General features: G+C 65.5%; 20 protein-coding genes. 13 read left to right on the top strand and 7 right to left on the bottom strand.

What is annotated here, in order from left to right:
• Nucleotides 1-117: 117 nt before the first annotated feature.
• Nucleotides 118-540, bottom strand: coding sequence for a hypothetical protein (locus tag DTS01S_RS26915; protein ID WP_017407129.1), 423 nt, complete (start codon nt 538-540; stop codon nt 118-120).
• A 131-nt stretch (nt 541-671) separates the two neighbouring features.
• Between DTS01S_RS26915 and DTS01S_RS26920 the strand changes: the two genes are divergently transcribed.
• The gene (locus DTS01S_RS26920) at nt 672-1,490 is read left to right on the top strand and encodes a helix-turn-helix domain-containing protein (RefSeq protein WP_047218608.1); all 819 of its coding nucleotides are present in this window, start codon (nt 672-674) and stop codon (nt 1,488-1,490) included.
• A 76-nt stretch (nt 1,491-1,566) separates the two neighbouring features.
• Here the strand turns inward: DTS01S_RS26920 and acnB are convergent, their stop codons facing one another.
• The 5 genes from acnB to DTS01S_RS26945 all read right to left on the bottom strand — a co-directional run bounded on the left by acnB (nt 1,567) and on the right by DTS01S_RS26945 (nt 7,658).
• On the bottom strand, nt 1,567-4,158 hold the full coding sequence (gene acnB / locus DTS01S_RS26925) for a bifunctional aconitate hydratase 2/2-methylisocitrate dehydratase (RefSeq protein ID WP_016450204.1): 2,592 nt from the start codon (nt 4,156-4,158) through the stop codon (nt 1,567-1,569).
• 63 nt (nt 4,159-4,221) lie between these two features.
• Entirely contained in the window at nt 4,222-4,803 is a 582-nt protein-coding gene (locus DTS01S_RS26930) for a hypothetical protein (RefSeq protein WP_061289762.1), read from the bottom strand.
• 31 nt (nt 4,804-4,834) lie between these two features.
• On the bottom strand, nt 4,835-5,854 hold the full coding sequence (locus tag DTS01S_RS26935; protein WP_012204351.1) for an HpcH/HpaI aldolase/citrate lyase family protein: 1,020 nt from the start codon (nt 5,852-5,854) through the stop codon (nt 4,835-4,837).
• Nucleotides 5,851-6,657 (bottom strand): trans-aconitate 2-methyltransferase, encoded by an 807-nt coding sequence (tam, locus tag DTS01S_RS26940; protein ID WP_013803434.1) that lies wholly within the window; start codon nt 6,655-6,657, stop codon nt 5,851-5,853. The genes DTS01S_RS26935 and tam overlap by 4 nt, the downstream gene beginning before the upstream one ends.
• Nucleotides 6,658-6,671: 14 nt before the next feature.
• A complete protein-coding gene (locus DTS01S_RS26945; RefSeq protein WP_012204349.1) occupies nt 6,672-7,658 on the bottom strand; it encodes a malate dehydrogenase in 987 nt (328 codons plus the stop codon).
• A gap of 218 nt (nt 7,659-7,876) precedes the next feature.
• On the opposite strand from DTS01S_RS26945, the gene DTS01S_RS26950 reads away from it, so the two are divergent.
• The 10 genes from DTS01S_RS26950 to DTS01S_RS26995 all read left to right on the top strand — a co-directional run bounded on the left by DTS01S_RS26950 (nt 7,877) and on the right by DTS01S_RS26995 (nt 16,801).
• A complete protein-coding gene (locus DTS01S_RS26950; protein WP_016450201.1) occupies nt 7,877-8,665 on the top strand; it encodes a GntR family transcriptional regulator in 789 nt (262 codons plus the stop codon).
• Between the two features lie 134 nt (nt 8,666-8,799).
• On the top strand, nt 8,800-9,222 hold the full coding sequence (gene sdhC, locus DTS01S_RS26955; RefSeq protein WP_016450200.1) for a succinate dehydrogenase, cytochrome b556 subunit: 423 nt from the start codon (nt 8,800-8,802) through the stop codon (nt 9,220-9,222).
• A 35-nt stretch (nt 9,223-9,257) separates the two neighbouring features.
• Nucleotides 9,258-9,623, top strand: coding sequence for a succinate dehydrogenase, hydrophobic membrane anchor protein (gene sdhD / locus DTS01S_RS26960; protein ID WP_012204346.1), 366 nt, complete (start codon nt 9,258-9,260; stop codon nt 9,621-9,623).
• Between the two features lie 33 nt (nt 9,624-9,656).
• Nucleotides 9,657-11,462: a succinate dehydrogenase flavoprotein subunit gene (gene sdhA / locus DTS01S_RS26965; protein WP_016450199.1), complete on the top strand. Its 1,806-nt coding sequence runs from the start codon at nt 9,657-9,659 to the stop codon at nt 11,460-11,462.
• Between the two features lie 27 nt (nt 11,463-11,489).
• On the top strand, nt 11,490-12,194 hold the full coding sequence (locus DTS01S_RS26970) for a succinate dehydrogenase iron-sulfur subunit (protein WP_012204344.1): 705 nt from the start codon (nt 11,490-11,492) through the stop codon (nt 12,192-12,194).
• Entirely contained in the window at nt 12,194-12,493 is a 300-nt protein-coding gene (locus tag DTS01S_RS26975; RefSeq protein ID WP_012204343.1) for an FAD assembly factor SdhE, read from the top strand. The genes DTS01S_RS26970 and DTS01S_RS26975 overlap by 1 nt, the downstream gene beginning before the upstream one ends.
• Before the next feature lie 25 nt (nt 12,494-12,518).
• Nucleotides 12,519-13,829 (top strand): citrate synthase, encoded by a 1,311-nt coding sequence (locus DTS01S_RS26980; RefSeq protein ID WP_016450198.1) that lies wholly within the window; start codon nt 12,519-12,521, stop codon nt 13,827-13,829.
• 240 nt (nt 13,830-14,069) lie between these two features.
• Nucleotides 14,070-14,723 carry a peptidoglycan recognition protein family protein gene (locus DTS01S_RS26985; RefSeq protein ID WP_254788060.1) on the top strand — a complete coding sequence of 218 codons (654 nt, stop codon included), beginning with the start codon at nt 14,070-14,072 and terminating at the stop codon, nt 14,721-14,723.
• Entirely contained in the window at nt 14,720-15,229 is a 510-nt protein-coding gene (locus DTS01S_RS26990) for a hypothetical protein (protein WP_016450196.1), read from the top strand. The genes DTS01S_RS26985 and DTS01S_RS26990 overlap by 4 nt, the downstream gene beginning before the upstream one ends.
• Nucleotides 15,230-15,484: 255 nt before the next feature.
• Nucleotides 15,485-16,801, top strand: coding sequence for a DEAD/DEAH box helicase (locus DTS01S_RS26995; RefSeq protein WP_026062822.1), 1,317 nt, complete (start codon nt 15,485-15,487; stop codon nt 16,799-16,801).
• Between the two features lie 11 nt (nt 16,802-16,812).
• On the opposite strand, the gene DTS01S_RS27000 is transcribed toward DTS01S_RS26995, so the two are convergent.
• A complete protein-coding gene (locus DTS01S_RS27000) occupies nt 16,813-17,850 on the bottom strand; it encodes a GlxA family transcriptional regulator (RefSeq protein ID WP_017407125.1) in 1,038 nt (345 codons plus the stop codon).
• Nucleotides 17,851-18,088: 238 nt separating this feature from the next.
• Here DTS01S_RS27000 and DTS01S_RS27005 point away from each other — a divergent pair, with 238 nt between their 5' ends.
• A complete protein-coding gene (locus DTS01S_RS27005; protein WP_012204334.1) occupies nt 18,089-19,198 on the top strand; it encodes an S-(hydroxymethyl)glutathione dehydrogenase/class III alcohol dehydrogenase in 1,110 nt (369 codons plus the stop codon).
• 142 nt (nt 19,199-19,340) lie between these two features.
• Nucleotides 19,341-20,213, top strand: coding sequence for an S-formylglutathione hydrolase (fghA, locus tag DTS01S_RS27010; RefSeq protein ID WP_026062821.1), 873 nt, complete (start codon nt 19,341-19,343; stop codon nt 20,211-20,213).
• Nucleotides 20,214-20,233: the final 20 nt, after the last annotated feature.

Below are 20,233 nucleotides of genomic sequence, written 5' to 3' on the forward strand. Positions count from 1 at the left end.
GGCCGCCTTCTTTGATCTGACCTTTCTTGGCGAATCAAGAAAGGGCCGTCGGCTGCCGGGCCGAGACCCGGCCTCGAAAAACAACGGCCCGGCTGGGTCAAAACAAGCCCGCTGTAGTCATGACATGGCAACACGCGCACCGCCAACCACAGCGCGCGTGCGCCTCAACCCAGTCCACTGCAACTCAGCCAACACCACAACCACCACCGCCTGAGCCAACACCCACGCCACCCCCCAGGCAGACAACCCCAACCCACCAAACGCCAACAGCGCAACACAGCCCACAGCCCACCCGAAATTCCCCACAACCACCAGCCCGATCAACCGCCGCGGCACAGGCGAGCGCGCCGCCATCCACGCAGCCAGCAGCGCATAGCCCAGCAAAAACCAGCCTGTGGACTGCAGCAGCGCCAGAGGCAACCCCGTCACATCCGCCAGCGGCTGCCCCGCCACCAGTTGCAAGGCGCCCGAGGCGGCGCAGGAAGCAGCATCGGCCCACATCACGCGGGGCAGGAAACGGGGGGAAGCGAACATCGACATGGCGAACTCCTTGAGAGCAACAGGCACACACCGTGCATGCCATGGACTGCATGGTCCGCCGCAGGCTGCACAGGGTCGATAACCTCGCAGGTCATGGCCGCCAGGCCAGCCCCGCCGCTACGATGCGGACCATGACCTCCACCGCCCATCCACCGTCCGCGCGCTCGCCCTTCGGCGACCATCTGCGCCACTGGCGCCAGCACCGCCGCCTGAGCCAGCAGGGCCTGGCGCTGGAGGCCGAGATCTCCACGCGCCACCTGAGCTATGTGGAAACCGGCCGCGCCCAGCCCAGCCGCGAGATGGTGCTGCGCCTGGTCGAGCGCCTGGGCGTGCCGCTGCGCGAGCGCAATGCACTGCTGGTGGCCGCAGGCTACGCCCCCATGTACCAGGCCCGGCCGCTGGACCACCCGGACCTGGCCGCCGCGCGCCAGGCCGTGGACCTGGTGCTCAAGGGCCACGAACCCAATCCGGCCCTGGCCGTGGACCGTCACTGGAACCTGGTGGCCGCCAACGCCATCGTGCCGCTGCTGCTGGCCGGCGTGGCGCCCTGGCTGCTGGAGCCGCCCGTCAATGTGCTGCGCCTGAGCCTGCACCCCGAAGGCCTGGGCCCGCGCCTGGCCAATGCAGCCCATTGGCGCGCGCATCTGCTGCACCGCCTGCAGCAGCAGATTGCCGCCACGTCGGATGCGCAGTTGCAGGCGCTGCACGACGAGATTGCCGCCTACCCGTTCAAGGAAGATGAAGCGGACTCACATGGCGCAGCACCTGCCAGCCACATTGCCGTGCCCTTCGCGCTGGACACCGACCATGGCCGGCTGAACTTCATCAGCACCATCACCATCTTCGGCACGCCGGTGGATGTGACACTGCAGGAGCTGGCCGTGGAGTCGTTCTTTCCGGCGGATGCGCAGACGCAGGAGGTGCTGGGGCGGTTGAGGCAGGCTGCGTAAACCGGAAAGTACAGAGCCAGAAAGCAGCAAAGCCCGCCGAAGCGGGCTTTGCTCATGGAGCCGGATCAGGCCGGACTCAGGCGCTCACGCCCTTGGCCACGTCCGCGTACTCTTCGATCTGGTCGAAGTTCATGTAGCGGTAGACGCTGGACTTGTCGGCATCGATCACGCCCATTTCCTTGAGGTATTCCTCCTTGGTGGGCAGCTTGCCCAGGCGCGATGCGATGGCGGCCAGCTCGGCCGAGCCCAGGAACACGTTGGTGTTCTTGCCCAGGCGGTTGGGGAAGTTGCGGGTCGAGGTGGAGATCACCGTCGCGCCTTCGCGGACCTGGGCCTGGTTGCCCATGCACAGCGAGCAGCCCGGCATTTCGGTGCGGGCACCGGCCGTGCCGAAGGCGGCGTAGTGGCCTTCCTTGATCAGCTCGTTCTGGTCCATCTTGGTGGGCGGAGCCACCCACAGCTTGACGGGGATGTCGCGCTGGCCGCCCAGCAGCTTGGCTGCTGCGCGGAAGTGGCCGATGTTGGTCATGCACGAACCGATGAAGGCTTCATCGATCTTGGTGCCGGCCACTTCGGACAGGAACTTGGCGTCATCGGGATCGTTGGGGCAGCAGACGATGGGTTCCTTGATGTCGGCCAGGTCGATCTCGAACACGGCAGCGTATTCGGCGTCCTTGTCGGCTTCGAGCAGGTCGGGCTTGGCCAGCCAGGCTTCGACCTTCTCGATGCGGCGCTGCAGCGTCTTGGCGTCGGCGTAGCCGTCGGCGATCATGTTCTTCATCAGAACGATGTTCGAGGTCAGGTACTCCTTGATCGGCTCGGGGTTGAGCTTGATCGTGCAGCCGGCAGCCGAGCGCTCGGCCGAGGCGTCGGACAGCTCGAAGGCCTGTTCCACCTTCAGGTCGGGCAGGCCTTCGATTTCCAGGATGCGGCCCGAGAAGATGTTCTTCTTGCCGGCCTTGGCCACGGTCAGGGCGCCTGCCTTGATGGCGTACAGGGGAATGGCATGCACCAGGTCACGCAGGGTGACGCCGGGCTGCATTTCGCCCTTGAAGCGCACGAGCACGGACTCGGGCATGTCCAGGGGCATCACGCCCGTGGCGGCGCCGAAGGCCACCAGGCCGGAACCTGCGGGGAAGGAGATGCCGATGGGGAAGCGCGTGTGCGAGTCGCCGCCCGTGCCCACGGTGTCGGGCAGCAGCAGGCGGTTGAGCCAGGAGTGGATCACGCCGTCACCGGGACGCAGGGCCACGCCGCCGCGGTTGCTGATGAAGGCAGGCAGCTCGCGGTGGGTCTTGACGTCCACGGGCTTGGGGTAGGCGGCCGTGTGGCAGAAGGACTGCATGACCATGTCGGCCGAGAAGCCCAGGCAGGCCAGGTCCTTGAGCTCGTCGCGGGTCATGGGGCCGGTGGTGTCCTGCGAACCCACGGTGGTCATGCGCGGCTCGCAGTAGGTACCGGGGCGCACGCCCTGGCCTTCCGGCAGGCCGACGGCGCGGCCGACCATCTTCTGGGCCAGCGTGAAGCCGGCGTTCGAAGCAGCGGGCGCCTGGGGCAGGCGGAACACGGTGGAGGCGGACAGGCCCAGGAATTCGCGGGCCTTGGCGGTCAGCGAGCGGCCGATGATCAGGTTGATGCGGCCGCCGGCGCGCACTTCGTCGAACAGCACGTCGCTCTTGAGCTGGAACTCGGCGACGGTCTCGCCGTTCTTGACCAGCTTGCCGTCATAGGGCAGCACGTCGATGACGTCGCCCATCTCCAGCTTGGAGACGTCCACTTCGATGGGCAGCGAGCCGGAGTCTTCCTGCGTGTTGAAGAAGATGGGGGCGATCTTGCCGCCCAGGGTCACGCCGCCGAAGCGCTTGTTGGGCACGAAGGGGATGTCCTGGCCCGTGGCCCAGACGATGGAGTTGGTGGCCGACTTGCGCGAGGAGCCGGTGCCGACCACGTCGCCCACGTAGGCGACCAGGTGGCCCTTCTTCTTGAGGTCGTCGATGAACTGCATCGGGCCGCGCTTGCCGTCTTCCTCGGGCTTGAAGGCCGCGTCGGGACGGGTGTTCTTGAGCATGGCCAGGTAGTGCAGCGGGATGTCCGGACGGCTCCAGGCATCGGGTGCGGGCGACAGGTCGTCGGTGTTGGTCTCGCCGGGCACCTTGAATACGGTGACGGTGATCTTCTTGTCCACTTCGGGGCGCGAGGTGAACCACTCGGCGTCAGCCCAGCTCTGCATGACTTCCTGGGCCTTGGCGTTGCCGGCCTTGGCCTTGGTGGCCACGTCGTTGAAGAAGTCGAACATCAGCAGCGTCTTCTTCAGCGCGTCGGCAGCGACGCCGGCGACTTCGGCATCGTCCAGCAGCTCGATCAGGGGGTGCACGTTGTAGCCGCCCACCATGGTGCCCAGCAGCTCGGTGGCCTTGGCCTTGGAGATGAGAGCCACCTGGATGTCACCGTGGGCCACGGCCGCCAGGAAGCTGGCCTTGACCTTGGCGGCATCGTCCACGCCCGGAGGAACGCGGTGCGTGAGCAGGTCGAGCAGGAAGGCGTCCTCGCCAGCGGGCGGGTTCTTGATCAGCTCGATCAGTTCGGCAACCTGCTTGGCATCCAGCGGCAGCGGGGGGATACCGAGCGCGGCGCGTTCGGCCACGTGGTCACGGTAGGCTTTCAACATGATTCTCTCTCCATGGTTTTCTAAAGTGGGGCTGCTTGCGGGACGCTCAGGTCCGGGCCTGGATTACTGGCCGGCGGGCTTGGGTGCTTCCAGCAGGCTGGGAGGCGGGTTCTTCTTGATGGCCTCGGCCACCTGAAGCTGGTCAGGGCTCATGCATTCGTCGGCCAGGCGCTGGCCGACCTTCTGGTTCATGAGCATGGACTTGTTGGCGATCTGCAGCCAGACGGCGCCGGCATGCTTGTCTTCCAGGCGCACGGTGCCGGTCGAGGTCTTGACGGGCGCCATGTGGTACTTGAAGCCCTTGCCGTCGATGTTGAAGTAGCCGGGGTTGGACTGGTCGGCCGTCACATTGACGAAGGCGCCCAGCTCGCAGGGAATGCGGCCGGTGTGCACGCGCTCCGAGATGGCCAGGTCTTCGGCGGACAGCGGCTGCTGGGCAGCAGCTGCCACGGCCGCCGCACCGCCGACTGCGGCAGCGCCGGCAGCGGCCTTGGCCGCGGTGGCCTTCTTGGCGGGAGCCTTCTTGACCGTAGGCTTGGCGGCGGCCTTGGCCGGAGCCTTCTTGGCAGGTTCGGCGGCGCTGGCGCCCAGGCCCATGGCCAGCAAGGGGGCTGCGATCAGGATGGAGGCGATAGCTGTCTTCATACGTTGGGCTCCTGCAAATTCCCGGTGTGGGCTAAGCAAGTGATTCTGATGCAAACCAGGGCTGCACCTGCGGGGGCAGCGCCTGGCCGGTCTGGTGGGCACGTGTGAGCAACTGCCAGAAGTAGCGGTAGCTCGCCCGGTCATGTAATACACCATCCACGCTGACGGGCGCCCAGTCGGCGGCCTCGGCGGCGGTAAGTATTTGTGCGGCCTGCGCCACTTCGTCGGCCTGGGGCGCGAACGCGGCGAGGATGGGACGGATCTGGTCCGGGTGGATGCTCCACATGCGGGTATAGCCGAGCCGCCGTGACGCCTGTGTGGCAGCGGCCTGCAGCGCCTGTGGATTCCTGAACTCGGTGACCACGCAGTGCGAAGGCACCTTTCCGTGCGCGTGGCAGGCAGCTGCGATCTCCAGCTTGGCACGCACGACCAGCGGATGGTCGAACTGGCCGGCCGAGCCCATGGCCGAGGCGGGAATCGCGCCGCCATGGGCCGAGACGAAGTCCATCAGGCCGAAGGAAATGCTCTGCACGCGCGGGTGTGCCGCGATGTCGAAGGCGCGGTGCACGGCGGCGGGCGACTCGATGAGCACATGCAGCGGCAGTTCGCGGCAGCCCAGTCGGCCCAGATGCCGCTCGGCCAGCAGCACGTCGTCCACGCTTTCCACCTTGGGCAGCATGAGGTGGCACAGGCGGTCGCCGGCCTCGCCGACGATGATGTCCAGGTCCTGCGCGAAGCTGGCGTGGTCCACGGCATGCACGCGCGCAGCCACGCGGGCGCCGGGCGCGGCATCGCGCGCCAGCGAGGCCACCAGGCGCGCATGGGCGGCCTCCTGGCCCACGGGGGCGCCGTCCTCGCAGTCCAGCGTGACGTCGAACACGCAGGTGCCGAACTCGGCCATCATCTCGGCCTGCAGCTGCAGGCTCTTGCGCATGCGCACTTCCACGCCGCTGTAGTGGTCGCAGACGGGCAGGTGCAGGGCACCGCCCTGCGCATCGAGCAGCACCTGGGCCGGGTGTGCGCGAGAGGGTGTGGACGTGGCGGCGGTCATGGCTTGCGCTGGGCGACGATGAACAGGCGGGGGAAGGCCAGCAGGCGCCGGCCGTCGGCGCGCACGCCGTAGGCGGCGTCCACGCGGTTTTCGTATTCGGTGAGGAAGTCGGCCTGCAGGGCTTCGGGCAGGCCTTCGACGAAGGGCTTGAGGCCGGTGCCGCGCAGCCACTGGACGATGGCGCCGGCCGAGTCCATGGGATGCTGGTAGACGGTGTGCCAGACATCGACGGCGCCGGCCTCGACGCCGGCCTGCTCCTGCGGTCCGGCCAGCAGGTCGTAGTAGCTGCGGATGGGCAGGATGTCGGCCCGCACCTTGGCGGCGTCGCCGATGTAGGCGGCAAACTTGGGCAGGCTGGCAATCTCGCGCATCACGCGGTGCGTGGCTTCCTGCCGGTTGTCGGGCATCTGTATCGCCAGCACGCCCCCTGGCGCCAGTTGGGCGAACAGGCGGGGTATCAGCGTTTCATGCTCCCCCACCCACTGGAGGGAGGCATTGGCATAAATCAGGTCGGGAGCGCTCTCGCCGGGGGCGGGCGTCCAGGAAGCAATGTCGGCCAGCGCGAAGCGGGCCTCAGGCAGATGCTGGCGCGCGGTGGCCAGCATCGCCTGGGAGTTGTCTATGCCGGTGATCGTGGCACCGGCATAGCGCTGTGCAAGCAGCTCGGTGGAATTGCCCGGCCCGCATCCCAGGTCCACCACATGGCGGGCCTGGGCCAAGGGCACACGCGCCAGCAGCTCGGCTGCGGGGCGCGTACGCTCATTGGCGAAACGCAGGTAAAGCGCGGGATTCCAGTCGAGCATGGCTTGCCGGCGGCTTACAGCAGGTGCTTGACGCCGTCCTGTTCGCCTTGCAGCTCGGCCAGGGTCTTGTCGATGCACTCTTGCGAGAAGGCGTCGATTTCCAGGCCTTCGACGATCTTGTACTCGCCGTTCTCGGTGGTGACCGGGAAGCCGAAGACGATACCGGCGGGGATGCCGTATTCGCCGTTGGAGGGCACGCCCATGGTGACCCATTCGCCACCCGAGCCCAGGGCCCAGTCGCGCATGTGGTCGATGGCGGCGTTGGCAGCCGAGGCAGCCGAGGACAGGCCGCGCGCTGCAATGATGGCGGCGCCACGCTTGCCGACGGTGGGCAGGAACACGTCCTTGTTCCAGGCCTGGTCGTTGATCTTGGCCTTGACGCTTTCACCGTTGACGGTGGCGAAGCGGTAGTCGGCGTACATCGTGGGCGAGTGGTTGCCCCAGACGGTCAGCTTGCGGATGTCGCCCACCTTGAAGCCGGCCTTGGCAGCCAGCTGCGATGCAGCGCGGTTGTGGTCCAGGCGCAGCATGGCGGTGAAGTTCTTGGCCGGCAGGTCCGGAGCCGACTTCATGGCGATGTAGGCGTTGGTGTTGGCGGGGTTGCCGACGACCAGCACCTTCACGTTGCGCGAGGCCACGGCGTTCAGCGCCTTGCCCTGGGCCGTGAAGATCTGTGCGTTGGCAGCCAGCAGGTCGGCACGTTCCATGCCGGGGCCGCGGGGACGCGCGCCGACCAGCAGGGCGTAGTCGGTGTCCTTGAAGGCTTGCAGGGGGTCGGAGTGGGCTTCGATGCCGGCCAGCAGGGGGAAGGCGCAGTCTTCGAGTTCCATGATCACGCCCTTGAGCGCGTTCTGGGCCTTCTCGTCGGGAATCTCCAGCAGTTGCAGAATGACGGGCTGGTCCTTACCCAGCATTTCGCCGGAGGCGATGCGAAACAGCAGGGCGTAACCAATTTGACCGGCGGCACCGGTGACGGCGACACGAACGGGCTTCTTGCTCATGATGAAACTCCAGGGATGGGGAAAAAATCAGGTGTTATCGGCGCCAGGTCGCACCAGCGTCAGAAACCAGCAGCCCGTGCTCCGCAAACAACGCGAAAGTGTACTCCCGATTTCGAAGCCCGGTCAATTTGTCTTATGTCTTATATAAGATATGATCGACGTCTGTTTCCAAGTCTTTCATCTGCGTCGCCGGGAGCCTCCCCACCCCGAACTTTCCCATGCCAGCCCTGCCTCCCCTCGCCTCTGAAACCGCCGCTGCCACCATCGGCGCGGGCGCATCGACCCCGGCCTTCAGCCCGCTGTACCAGCAGATCAAGGGACTGATACTGCAAAGCCTTGAAGCAGGCGAATGGCGGCCCGGCGAGCTGATCCCCAGCGAGATGGAGCTGGCAGCGCGCTTTCGCGTGAGCCAGGGTACGGTGCGCAAGGCCATCGACGAGCTGGCCGCGGAGAACCTGGTGATGCGCCGCCAGGGCAAGGGCACCTTCGTGGCCACCCACGCGGCCCAGCATGTGCAGTACCGCTTCCTCAAGCTGCAGCCCGACGCCGGCGACCAGCAGGGCGAGGGCCGTGCCGAGCGCCGCATCATCGACTGCCGGCGCCTGCGCGCATCGGCCGACGTGGCGCGCGGCCTGGCGCTGCGCAGCGGCGATGCCGTGATGCACGTGCGCCGCGTGCTGTCGTTCTCCGCAATCCCGACCATTTTGGAAGACATCTGGCTGCCGGGCCACGCCTTCAAGGGCCTGACCGCCGAGCAGATGTCCGCCTACCAGGGCCCCACCTACGCCATGTTCGAGCTGGACTACGGCGTGCGCATGGTGCGCGCCGACGAAAAGATCCGCGCCGTCCTGCCCGAGGCCGAACAGGCCCTGCTGCTGGACGTGCCCAGCACCACGCCCCTGCTGAGCGTGGAGCGCACCGCTTACACATACAACGATGTTCCCATGGAGTTACGCCGTGGCCTGTACCGCACCGACACCCATCACTACCGCAACGCGTTGAGCTGAACGATCCGTTCCCCAGAGAAGCGGGCGAAAATACGCAATTCCCAGCAAAGCTGTTTTTATTGCATTGCAATAGAATTTTGCATCGCCGCCCCTGAGCGATTACGAAGCAGTTACATCCACGAAAGTACCCTGCCATGACTGAGCAAGCCAAAAAGCGGCCAGAGTTCCGCAACATCAACTTCTTCAAGGACCTCCCCACCTACCGGTTGCCGCCGGCCGGCATCGTGTCCATCCTGCACCGCATCAGCGGCCTGCTGATGTTCATCCTGCTGCCTTTCATCCTGTGGATGATGGACATGTCGCTGACCTCGGAGATCTCCTTCGACGGCTTCACCTCGGTTTTCGCGGGTCCCTTCGGATGGTTCCTCAAGCTCGTGTGCCTGGCATTGATCTGGGCCTACCTGCACCACTTCTGCGCCGGCCTGCGCCACCTGTTCATGGACGTGAACCACCATGCGGTCAACAAGCAGTTCGGCAAGACCTCCGCCCTGGTGGTGCTGGTGCTGAGCGTGGGCCTGACCCTGATCCTGGGCGCCAAGCTGTTCGGCCTGTACTGATAGACGATCTCCCCTCACGATAAGGAAAAAGAACCATGTCCGTGAATTACGGCTCCAAGCGCACCGTGGTCGGTGCGCACTACGGCATCCGCGACTGGATGGTGCAGCGCGTCACCGGCGTGCTGATGGCACTGTTCACCATCGTGCTGCTGGCCAAGCTGATCTTCAGCACCGGCTCCGTCGGCTATGACCTGTGGGCCGGCATCTTTGCCCCGCAGTGGATGAAGTTCCTGACCTTCGCCGTGATCGTCTCGCTGGCCTGGCACGTCTGGGTCGGCGTGCGCGACATCTGGATGGACTACGTCAAGCCCGTGGGCCTGCGCCTGGTGCTGAACGTTTTCACCCTGGTCTGGCTGGTCGGCTGCGCCGGCTGGGGCATCCAGATCCTGTGGCGTATCTGATAGAGACTCGGTCTCCACGATTGAAGGTTAAGAATGAGCTACTCCAAAGCAAACATCACCAAGCGCAAGTTTGACGTCGTCATCGTCGGCGCTGGCGGCTCCGGCCTGCGTGCCGCGCTGGAACTGTCGCGCGCCGGCCTGTCCGTGGCCTCGCTGTCCAAGGTCTTCCCCACGCGCTCGCACACCGTGGCTGCGCAGGGCGGCGTGTCCGCTTCGCTGGGCAACATGAGCGAGGACAACTGGCACTACCACTTCTACGACACCATCAAGGGCTCCGACTGGCTCGGCGACCAGGATGCGATCGAGTTCATGTGCCGCGAAGCGCCCAACGTCGTGATCGAGCTGGAACACTTCGGCATGCCGTTCGACCGCAACCCCGACGGTACCATCTACCAGCGCCCCTTCGGCGGCCACACGGCCAACTACGGTGAAAAGCCCGTGCAGCGCGCCTGCGCCGCGGCCGACCGTACCGGCCACGCCATGCTGCACACGCTGTACCAGCAGAACGTCAAGTCCAAGACCAACTTCTTCGTGGAGTGGATGGCGCTGGACCTGATCCGCAACACCCAGGGCGACGTGGTCGGCGTGACCGCCATCGAACTGGAAACCGGCGACCTGTACGAGCTGCACGCCAAGGCCGTGCTGCTGGCCACGGGTGGCGCTGGCCGCATCTTCCAGGCATCGACCAATGCCTTCATCAACACCGGCGACGGCCTGGGCATGGCTGCACGCGCAGGCATCCCGCTGCAGGACATGGAGTTCTGGCAGTTCCACCCTACCGGCGTGGCCGGCGCGGGCGTGCTGCTGACCGAAGGCTGCCGTGGCGAAGGCGCCATCCTGCTCAACAGCGAAGGCGAACGCTTCATGGAGCGCTACGCTCCCACGCTGAAGGATCTGGCTCCGCGTGACTTCGTGTCCCGCTCCATGGACCAGGAAATCAAGGAAGGCCGTGGCTGTGGTCCCAACAAGGACTACATCCTGATGAAGCTGGACCACCTGGGCGCCGACACCATCCGCAAGCGCCTGCCTTCGGTGGAAGAGATCGGCCACAACTTCGCCAACGTGGACATCACCAAGGAACCGATTCCCGTGGTGCCCACCATCCACTACCAGATGGGCGGCATTCCCACCAACATCAACGGCCAGGTCGTGGTGTGGGACGGCCAGCAGAACAACGTGGTCAATGGCCTGTATGCCGTGGGCGAATGCTCGTGCGTGTCGGTGCACGGCGCCAACCGCCTGGGCACGAACTCGCTGCTGGACCTGCTGGTCTTCGGCAAGTCGGCCGGCAAGCACATCGTGCAGTTCGTCAACGGCTTCGGCGACCACAAGCCCGTGCCGGCCGATGGCTCCGAGCGCACGCTCACGCGCCTGAACCAGCTCGACGACTCCAAGGAAGGCACCTACGCCCAGGACCTGGCTGGCGACATTCGCGCCACGATGCAGCAGCATGCCGGCGTGTTCCGCACGCAAAAGAGCATGGACGAAGGCGAAGTCAAGATCAACGCCATCCGCGAACGCGTGGGCTCCGTGACCCTCAAGGACAAGTCCAAGGTCTGGAACACCGCCCGCATGGAAGCGCTGGAAGTGGACAACCTGATCGAAGTGGCCCAGGCCACCATGATCTCGGCCGCTGCCCGCCACGAATGCCGCGGCGCCCACACCGTGTACGACTACGAGCATCCTGCCGACCACGCCGAGTTCCCGCTGGGCCGCAATGACAAGGAATGGCTCAAGCACACCCTGTGGTACAGCGCCACCAACAGCCTGGACTACAAGCCCGTGAACCTGAAGCCCCTCACGGTGGACAGCGTGCCGCCCAAGGTCCGCACGTTCTAATCCAGCAGCCCACGAGAGAACAGACAAATGAAGCGCACTTTCAAGATCTACCGCTACGACCCGGACAAGGATGCCAAGCCCTACATGCAGACCGTCGAGGTCGAGCTGGACGGCCACGAGCGCATGCTGCTGGACGCCCTGGTCAAGCTCAAGGAGATGGACCCCTCCATCTCGTTCCGCCGCTCCTGCCGCGAAGGCGTGTGCGGCTCGGACGCGATGAACATCAATGGCAAGAACGGCCTGGCCTGCCTGACGAACATGAAGACCCTGCAGGGCGACATCGTTCTCAAGCCCCTGCCCGGCCTGCCCGTGATCCGCGACCTGATCGTGGACATGACGCAGTTCTTCAAGCAGTACCACTCGATCAAGCCGTACCTGCAGAACGACAGCTTCGCGTCTCCCACCAAGGAACGCCTGCAGTCGCCTGAAGAGCGCGAAGAGCTCAACGGCCTGTACGAGTGCATTCTGTGCGCCAGCTGCTCCACCAGCTGCCCCAGCTTCTGGTGGAACCCCGACAAGTTCGTGGGCCCGGCCGGCCTGCTGCAGGCCTACCGCTTCATCGCGGACAGCCGCGACGAGGCCACGGGTGACCGCCTTGACAACCTGGAAGATCCGTACCGCCTCTTCCGTTGCCACACCATCATGAACTGCGTGGACGTGTGCCCCAAGCACCTGAACCCCACGCAGGCCATTGGCAAGATCAAGGAACTGATGGTCCGCCGGGCCATCTGATGACCATGACGAATACTCTGCTCGACGAACGCGAGCGAGACCTGCTGCGCTGGCGCTGCCGGCGCGGCCTGGTCGAGAACGACCTGTTCATCGCGCAGTTCTTCGCCACCTACGGAGACCAGCTCACGCGGAGACACGCGAGCGGTCTGTCTGCCTTGATGGACCTGGCAGACAACGACCTGATGGACCTCTTCTTGCGCCGCAAGGAGCCTGAAGGTGAACTCGATACCCAAGAAATCAGGGAAGTTCTGGAACTGGTGCGCAAGCGCAAGCCCGGTTCTCTCCCGCTAGTAGGCTAGGCAATCTAGAGAAGGAAGTTTGGAAATGAAACTCGCAGACAACAAAGCAACGCTGTCTTTCAGCAACGGCGCCCCCAGCGTCGAGCTGCCCGTCTACCAGGGCAACGTCGGTCCCGACGTGGTGGACATCCGCAAGCTGTACGCGCAGACCGGCATGTTCACCTATGACCCGGGCTTCCTCTCTACCGCCTCGTGCCAGTCCGCCATCACCTACATCGATGGCGACAAGGGCGAGCTGCTGTACCGCGGCTACCCCATCGAGCAGCTGGCCAAGAACTGCGACTACCTCGAGACCTGCTACCTGCTGCTGTACGGCGAGCTGCCCAACGAGTCGCAGAAGGCCGACTTCGTCGAGCGCGTGACCAAGCACACCATGGTCAACGAGCAGATGCAGTTCTTCCTGCGTGGTTTCCGCCGTGACGCCCACCCCATGGCCGTCCTGACGGGTCTGGTCGGCGGCATGTCGGCCTTCTACCACGACAACATGGACATCAACAACGCCGAGCACCGCGACATCGCCGCGATCCGCCTGATCGCCAAGATGCCCACGCTGGTCTCCATGGCCTACAAGTACGGCATCGGTGCGCCGTACATGTACCCCAAGAACGACCTGAGCTACGCCGGCAACTTCATGCGCATGATGTTCGGCAACCCCTGCGAGGAGTTCAAGGTGAACCCCGTGGTCGAGCGCGCGCTGGACCGCATCTTCATCCTGCACGCAGACCACGAGCAAAACGCCTCCACCTCCACCGTGCGCCTGTGCGGCTCGTCGGGCACCAACCCCTTCGCCGCCATCTCGGCCGGCGTGGCCTGCCTGTGGGGCCCTGCCCACGGCGGCGCCAACGAAGCCTGCCTGAACATGCTGGAATACCTGCAGGCCAACGGCGGCGTTGCCAAGGTCGGCGAGTTCATGGAACAGGTCAAGGACAAGAACAGCGGCGTCAAGCTGATGGGCTTCGGCCACCGCGTCTACAAGAACTACGACCCCCGCGCCAAGCTCATGCAGGAAACCTGCAATGAAGTGCTGGCCGAACTGGGCCTGGAAAAGGACCCCCTGTTCGCCCTGGCCAAGGAAGTCGAGAAGATCGCCCTGGAAGACGACTACTTCGTGCAGCGCAAGCTCTACCCGAACGTGGACTTCTACTCCGGCATCGTGCAGCGCGCCATCGGCGTGCCCGTGAACCTGTTCACCGGCATCTTCGCCCTGGCCCGCACCGTGGGCTGGATCGCCCAGCTCAACGAGCAGATGGCCGACCCCGAGTACAAGATCGGCCGTCCCCGCCAGCTGTTCACGGGCTCCGTGTCCCGCGACGTCAAGCCGATCGGCCAGCGCTGATCGCAGGTCCGGGCCTCAGCGGCCCGGCACCCAAAAGCCCCATGCCTTTGCATGGGGCTTTTTTCATGGGCGAGTCCACCGTTCCAGAAGGCCACGCCACTCCTAGGAACACCATTCTGGCTATCGTGGCATGGACCTCGATTGATCACATCTACCCTAAGGTGACCGTTGACCCTCCCTGAAACGGGATGGAGGCGCAGCGCAATGCCCGCTGCCGTTCAACGCAACCCCGGGACTCACATGCTTGTCGAAATCACCAAGGACGGAATGCTCATCCATGCGTGCGTCAAGAATGCGCGCAGCCCCGCCATCGAGAGAGGAAAGCGGACCGCCGCCATCACCGGCATCGTCGTGCACCAGACCGATGCCAACACGGCCCAGTCTTCGCTGAACAGCTACAAAAACCCGAAGGCCAATGCGGCACACTTTCTCATCGACAAGGACGGAACCATCTACCAGACTGCGGCCATCTACCAGCGCACCAACCATGTGGGGCCGCTGAAGGCAAGATGCCTGCTTGTGGGGAAATGCAAGGCCAGGGACTATGAAGGAGCAGGCGTAAAGGGAATGCACCGCATCGAGATGATGAAAGCCCCTGGCGATCGCTATCCGAGCAACATGGAAGCCATAGGCATCGAGATGGTTGGCAGGGCTGTGCTGCCGAAAGGGTTCAAGCCCCCTCAGCGACGAAAGGAACTGAGTCCGGAAGGGATTCGGGGAGAATTTGGCGTCTACCCCACACCGACTGAGGCACAAAACCGTGCTCTGACATGGCTGGTTGAAGCACTGCAAGATTCCATGCAACTATCGCCCAGTGAAGTCTTCAAGCACCCTGAAGTAAGCCGGAAGAACCTGTCCGAAGCAGAAGGCGCAAACTGGGAAATGGCACCATGAGCTTCATTTTCTTTCGCACTGTGACTGTGATTTCGGCAATGGCCATGGCATCGATGCTCCATGCGGCCGATGCCAGATACCCAGTCAGGCAAGTACAGAAAATCGACATCATCGAGCCCTCAGGCGGCTCTTCTTGGGAAGACAAGAACTGGCTTGATTGCAACGATGTGATATTGACCGAAGAGGATGTGCGATATGCGCTGCAGCACATGCGCAAAATTTCAGAGAAGCACTACTTCGGTGAATATATGGAAAGAACAGGGTGTTCAGGAGGAGCGTCCGTCAAGTTCAAGAGCGGAAAAATCATCGTCATGGGAATCGAACCCACAGGACGTATTAATCTTTTCGAGGCCAACAAAAAGCTGGACCCTATTGGAGTACCTGGAAGCTTCTACGACTGCCAACCCTGCAACAAACGCAAGATGGACCTGCTGCAGGACGCCCTGGACCGCGCAACCGAACGACGGCTCAAGGAGCTGAAGAGGCAGGGACGACTTCCTCCATGAGCCGCCTCCATTCGATCTTCTGGGCACTCATTTCGGCGATGCCCGATCCCTGGACAGGCATGCGCCACCGGCCCGGCTGCAAAGGCTGGCGGCTTGGTGAACAGCCTGCTGGTCGGCCGCGCCGCCTGGCCTGAGCGCCCGGGCCAAGCCCCCTGCTTCACGCAGCGGCGCGGTTTCGCCGACAATGCCCCCCCGGCCCTCGTGGCCGGCCCTTTCTTGCGCCGGGGTTCCGGCCCCAGCCACTCCCTGCACACCATGAACTTTGCCTCCCTCGGCCTGAGCCCGGCGCTGGTCTCCAGCCTCCAAGACCTGGGCCTGGTCGATCCCACGCCCATACAGACCCAGTCCATCGCCCCCGTGCTTGCGGGCCGCGACCTCTGGGCCTGTGCGCCCACGGGCTCGGGCAAGACGGCCGCCTACCTGCTGCCGCTGCTGCAGCGCTGGATGGATGGCGGCAAGGCCCAGGGTGCCCAGGGCGGCTTTGTGCGAACCCTGACCACGCTGATCGTGGTACCCACGCGCGAGCTGGCCCAGCAGGTGGGCGAGACGCTGTCCGACCTGGGCCGCACGCTCAGGCAGCCGCCGCGCATCGGCGTGGTCTATGGCGGCGTGTCCATCAACCCGCAGATGATGATGCTGCGCGGCAGTGCCGACTTCCTGGTGGCCACGCCGGGCCGCCTGCTGGACCTGGTGGAGCACAACGCCGTGCGCCTGTCCGCCGTGCGCCATCTGGTGCTGGACGAGGCCGACCGCCTGCTGGACCTGGGCTTCCAGGACGAGCTGCAGCGCGTGCTGGCCCTGCTGCCGAAGCAGCGCCAGACCCTGCTGTTCTCGGCCACCTATCCCGATGCCGTGCAATCGCTGGCCACAGGCCTGCTGCACGATCCCGTTCAGGCCCGCGTCGATGCCGCCGAAGGCCAGGATGCCGCCAGCCCCCAGAGCATTGCCCAGCGCGCAATTGCCGTGGACCGTGCGCGCCGCACCCAGCTGCTGCGCACACTGGTACAGGGGGAGACGGCGCCCGGCACCGACCCCGCCACGCTGGAGCGCGCCCTGGTCTTCGTGGCCACGCGGCACACGGCCGAACTGGTGGCGGAAAAGCTCTACAAGGCCGGCATCTTCGCCACGGCCTTCCATGGCGACCTGAGCCAGGGCGCACGCAAGGAAGCGCTGGCCGACTTCAAGGCCAGGCGCTGGCAGGTGATGATCACCACCGACCTGGCGGCGCGCGGCATCGATATCACCCAGTTGCCCCTGGTCGTCAACTACGACCTGCCGCGCTCGGCCACCGACTATGTGCACCGCATCGGCCGCACGGGCCGCGCGGGCGAGGACGGCACGGCCATCAGCTTTGTCACGCCGGCCGACCAGGCGCACTGGGCGCTGATCTGCAAGCGCAACCAGCTGGACCTTGAACTGGAGCAACTGCCAGGCTTCGAGCCCACCGAGCCCGTGCCGCCGCCCCCGGTGGCCCAGGACGGCAACGGCGGCATCAAGGGCCGCCGCCCAAGCAAAAAAGACAAGCTGCGTGCCGCGGCCGCCGAAGCAGCCAAGACCGCAAAAAAGAACTGAGCGTTTCCGGTTCAGCCCGCGCCGCCGCGCCCGCCAAAGCGATCCCGGTACGCCACCGGGGTAATGCCCAGGTGGCGCACGAACAGGTGGCGCAGCGCCTGCTCCGAGCCCAGGCCCACGCGCGCGGCCACGGTCTTGAGCGGCAGATGGGCCTGGCTTTCCAGCAGTTGCTTGGCCGCCTCCAGCCGCGCGCTCTCCACAAAGGCCGTGGGGCTTTGCCCGGTTTCCTGCTGGAACACGCGGCGCAGGTGCCGCTCGCTCATGTGCGCCTGCTCGGCCATCTGCGCAAGGGTCAGAGGCTCGGCCAGATGGGTCATCACCCACTGCTGCACGGCCTGCACGCCGCCGTGCTGCGCGGCCTGGGCCGCCAGCGGCACGCTGAACTGCGACTGGCCACCGGGACGCTTGAGGTACATGACCAGGTCACGCGCCACCTCAAGCGCCAGCGCGTGGCCGAAATCCTCTTCGACCACGGCCAGGGCCAGGTCGATGCCGGCCGTCACGCCGGCCGAGGTCCACAGCTGGCGGCTGCCTGCGCCATCGCGGATTTCCTCGCGCAGGTAGATGGCATCGGCATCGACCTGCACGCGCGGATGGCGCTGGGCCAGTTGCGCCGTCACGCTCCAGTGCGTGGCCGCGCGCCGGCCGTCCAGCAAGCCCGCCTCGGCCAGGAAGAAGCTGCCCGAGCACAGCGCAATCAGCCGCTGCACGCGCGGCGCCACGCGGCCCAGCCAGGCGACCAGCTCGGCCGAGCCGCCCAGCACCTGCTCGATATGGCGCGAGCCCACGACAACCACGGTGCAGCCCATGCCTGCAGCCTCCAGCCCGGCCAGCGTATGCGTGGCCTCCAGCGACATCAGCGTGTCCGAGCGCACGGGCCCTTGCCGCTGCGAGACCACGCGCACCTCGTAGCCATCGCTCTGGCCGCGCGCGCGCAGGTGCACGTTGGCATAGTCGAACACCGACATGGGCCCTATGGCCTCCAGCGCCTTGAAGCCGGGGTAGACGACAAGATCGATGCGGTGGGCGCTGGCGTGGCGGTGGTCCATGGGAAACGGCGGGCTCGGAGGAGGTCAGGGTGGAAAGAATGGGGCGGACTATACGAAAAGACGCAAGCACCCACAGCCAGCAGGCCCGGCCGACGCCGGCCACACCCCTCAGATTCGGACATATCACCTGGGGCTGCGGCCATGATGCGGCCGGGCCGCCCGGCCATGGCCTACATTCAAGGCTTCGCGGAGCGCGCGCCCTGCCGTTCCTGAGCCACCCCGACAGAAAGACACGCCCATGAAATCCAAAGCCGCCGTCGCCTTCAAGGCTGGAGAACCCCTGCAGATCGTCGAGATCGACGTGGCCCCCCCGAAGAAGGGCGAGGTCCTGATCAAGATCACCCACACCGGCGTCTGCCACACCGACGCGTTCACGCTGTCGGGCGACGACCCCGAAGGCATCTTCCCCGCCGTGCTCGGCCATGAAGGCGCGGGCATCGTCGTCGAGGTCGGCGAAGGCGTGACCAGCGTCAAGCCCGGCGACCACGTGATCCCGCTGTACACCGCCGAATGCGGCGAATGCCTGTTCTGCAAGAGCGGCAAGACCAACCTGTGCGTTTCCGTGCGCGCCACCCAGGGCAAGGGCGTGATGCCCGACGGCACCACGCGCTTTTCGTACAACGGCGAGCCCATCTACCACTACATGGGCTGCTCCACCTTCAGCGAATACACCGTGGTCGCCGAAGTCTCGCTGGCCAAGATCCACCCCGATGCCAACCCCGAGCAGGTCTGCCTGCTGGGCTGCGGCGTGACCACGGGCCTGGGAGCCGTCAAGAACACCGCCAAGGTCCAGGAAGGCGACACCGTGGCCGTGTTCGGCCTGGGCGGCATCGGCCTGGCCGTGATCCAGGGCGCCAAGCTGGCCAAGGCCGGCCGCATCATCGCCGTGGACACCAACCCCTCCAAGTTCGACCTGGCCCGCACCTTCGGCGCCACCGACTGCGTGAATCCCAAGGATTTCGACAAGCCCATCCAGCAGGTCATCGTCGAGATGACGGGCTGGGGCGTGGACCACAGCTTCGAATGCATCGGCAACGTCAACGTGATGCGTGCCGCCCTGGAATGCGCGCACCGCGGCTGGGGCCAGTCGGTCATCATCGGCGTGGCCGGCGCGGGCCAGGAAATCTCCACACGACCCTTCCAGCTGGTGACGGGCCGCAAGTGGCTGGGCACGGCCTTCGGCGGCGTCAAGGGCCGCAGCGAGCTGCCCGGCATGGTCGAGCAGGCCATGAGCGGCGAGATCCAGCTGGCCCCCTTCGTCACGCACACCATGGGCCTGCCGGAGATCAACGAGGCTTTTGACCTGATGCACGAAGGCAAGTCCATCCGCTCCGTCGTCGTGTACTGAAGCTCCCCCTGAGGCGCTGCGCGCCTGGGCAGCGCCAGTTTCATGGGCCGTTGACCGTGTATAGCGTATCAACTCCCATCTTTGAATGCTGCACGCACCGCTTGCCAAGGTGCCCGTAGCATTTTTCTTTTTGAGGAACACCATGTCCGCACTGCCGCCCCTGGAACTCAAGAACGCCCATGCCTGCTTCGGCGGCGCACAGCGTTTCTACGAGCATTTCTCCGCCGAGATCGGCCTGAACATGAAGTTCTCGGTCTTCCTGCCGCCCAAGGCCGTGGCCGGCGAGAAGGTGCCCGCCGTGCTCTACCTGGCCGGGCTGACCTGCACCGAAGAGACCTTCATGACCAAGGCCGGCGCCCAGCGCCTGGCCGCCGAGCTGGGCATTGCGCTGATCGCGCCCGACACCAGCCCGCGCGGCGCAGGCCTGCCCGGCGAGGCCGATGCCTGGGACTTCGGCGTGGGCGCGGGCTTCTACCTGGACGCCACCACCAAGCCCTGGGCACTGCATTGGCGCATGGAAAGCTATCTGCTGGGCGAGCTGCTGCCGCTGATCGCCGCACGCCTGCCCATCGACGCGCAGCGGCTGGGCATCTTCGGCCACTCCATGGGCGGCCACGGCGCGCTCACGCTGGCGCTGCGCCATCCGGACCGCTTCAAGAGCCTGTCGGCCTTCGCGCCCATCGCCAACCCCGTCAACTGCCCCTGGGGCCAGAAAGCCTTCTCAGGCTATCTGGGCGATGACCGCAAGGCCTGGGAAGCGCATGACGCCAGCTGCCTGATGGCCGCGCAGACCCAGGCGCCCTACCCGGCCGGCATCCTCGTGGACCAGGGCCTGGCCGACAAGTTCCTGATCGAAAAGCAGCTGCTGCCCGAAGCCTTCGAGGCCGCCTGCGCCCAGGCCGGCCAGCCGCTGACGCTGCGCCGCCACGGCGGCTACGACCACGGCTACTACTTCATCCAGAGCTTCATTGATGACCATCTGCGCCATCATGCAGAACAACTGAACACCCCCTGAGGCGCTTCGCGCCTTCCCCC

The sequence above is a fragment of the Delftia tsuruhatensis NBRC 16741 genome (assembly GCF_001571325.1).
Classification (GTDB): domain Bacteria; phylum Pseudomonadota; class Gammaproteobacteria; order Burkholderiales; family Burkholderiaceae_C; genus Comamonas; species Comamonas tsuruhatensis.